Below are 1740 nucleotides of genomic sequence, written 5' to 3'. Positions count from 1 at the left end.
GGTTGTATTGCTTCCAGTTGGTTGTTTTGTAACGAGGCTTAGGCATAGGGCTACGAGAGAGGGTGGAGGTAGCTGATCAGATCGTAGGTTCTTGATTTAGTTCCATTGAATTACGCAACAAAGCCCCAAAGGCATTCAATACCGAAATCGCGATCATCACCGGGATATAACGACCTTCAGTACCAATTGGTCCCATAATACGACCCATGTATTGCACCTGAGAGCCCATCAAGTAGATAGCTGGCGCCAAGATAGCGATATGGTTGCCGTTCAGAATGCCTTGGTCAAACAGCGTGATAACCACACCCACTGCGCCACCCATCGACATCCACGCACCAATCAATACTGCTGCCGCTTCGCCAGGTAAACCAAATACCGCCATGATTGGAGCAAATACACTGCCCATCAAATCCAGCGCACCGGTGATCTGCAATGCCTTGATAATCACAAATGCCATCAGAACATTCGGTACCGTAGAGGTAGTCGCAATAACCCAGCCTTTCTTAGCACCTTCAACGAAAATATCAGTAACCATTGGTTTCTTTGCTTTAACTTCGCTCATTATGCTACTTCCTCTGCCAGTTTTTGTTCTTTGTCTGATTTTGGTTTGTCTTCTTTGCCTTCAGTAATGTTGAGGTAAATACGGAACAGGTTCGCACCGACAAACTTGAAGATGAACATCACAGCCACAGCCAAACCAATTGACGATGTTACCGCCAAAGAACCATCCATCGCCGTTAGAGTGAACAGAACCGCACCTGAAGAGAAAAAGTTAACGATCGCCGCGCCCGCCGTAAACTGGAACATGGTGAAGACATCGGTTTCACGCTTAGTCAGATGCCCTTCATCTTTCAGCTGCCTCGTCATCGCTGCACCCGCATCGGTACTTTGCAAAGAAGCAATCAGTGCCAAGCCTGAGTTACCCGGAATACCCATTAGAGGGCGAAGCAGAGGTGTCAGTAGTTTACGAGCCGCGTCCAGTGCACCGTAGTGCTCAAGTACGTTGATCATACCCAGTGCAAACATCACGGTCGGAATAAGTGTCAAAGCAAAAATGAAACCGTCGCGAGCACCACTACCGCCTTTACCGCGCAATGACGTCGTTGCCGCTTGGATACCATCGGCCGTTTCACTGACATCGTAAGCGACCTTACCGAATGAACCGTTGAGCGTTGTAAAATCGAGCACTCCATACCATTCATTGGACTGCATTAAGCCTGAAAAGAACACAATCGCGAATGCGAGTGCGATATAGCTGCCGATCGTGACTTTACGATCGGTTTTAGTTGGATTAGTCATAAGGACCTCTATACATCTCGTTTATGTGGAACAGAACACGTATAGATAGTGCAAACTAATGAGCAATAGGTTAATGACCAAAATCAAATAGCATATCGGTTTGAACAAAAGAACCACAGCAACATATAAAACTGTGATTTAGATTTAAAAGCAGAGGCATACGCTAAAATAATTTGAATATTTCACATACAAAACTAAACAAAATTCGCTTCAACAGCGCAACCAAAAACGCACACAATCACCACACAGGTAAGGTTTCAAATGACAGGTTTTTACCTAGTCTGATCTCTGATAATGATGTAAGTGATCTCTTACATGCTTTTTTTGTTCAATTTTAATTCGATTATAATACAGCGGCTTAAATCGTGGTTACGCTTCTAAAATGCAATCGTTTACCTATTGTTGGTTGAGTTTTGAAGCATGGCTAAAACATGAGCCATT

At 44.5% G+C, this 1740-nt stretch carries 2 protein-coding genes; both read right to left on the bottom strand.

The annotated features are described in order from the left end of the window. Positions 1-76 precede the first annotated feature (76 nt). Positions 77-562: a YjiG family protein gene (locus H5300_RS26570; RefSeq protein WP_182797344.1), complete on the bottom strand. Its 486-nt coding sequence runs from the start codon at positions 560-562 to the stop codon at positions 77-79. After that, positions 562-1299 (bottom strand): nucleoside recognition domain-containing protein, encoded by a 738-nt coding sequence (locus H5300_RS26565; protein WP_017077048.1) that lies wholly within the window; start codon positions 1297-1299, stop codon positions 562-564. Before H5300_RS26565 ends, H5300_RS26570 begins: the two co-directional genes overlap by 1 nt. Between the last annotated feature and the right edge of the window lie 441 nt (positions 1300-1740).

This window comes from Vibrio sp. SG41-7 (assembly GCF_014164465.1).
GTDB lineage: Bacteria > Pseudomonadota > Gammaproteobacteria > Enterobacterales > Vibrionaceae > Vibrio > Vibrio splendidus.
This window is presented reverse-complemented; position numbering and strand designations above follow the sequence as displayed.

Excerpts from the sequence above, each read along its gene's own strand:
- H5300_RS26570 (WP_182797344.1), bottom strand. The coding sequence starts at position 562 with ATGAGCGAAGTTAAAGCAAAGAAACCAATGGTTACTGATATTTTCGTT.
- H5300_RS26565 (WP_017077048.1), bottom strand. The coding sequence starts at position 1,299 with ATGACTAATCCAACTAAAACCGATCGTAAAGTCACGATCGGCAGCTAT.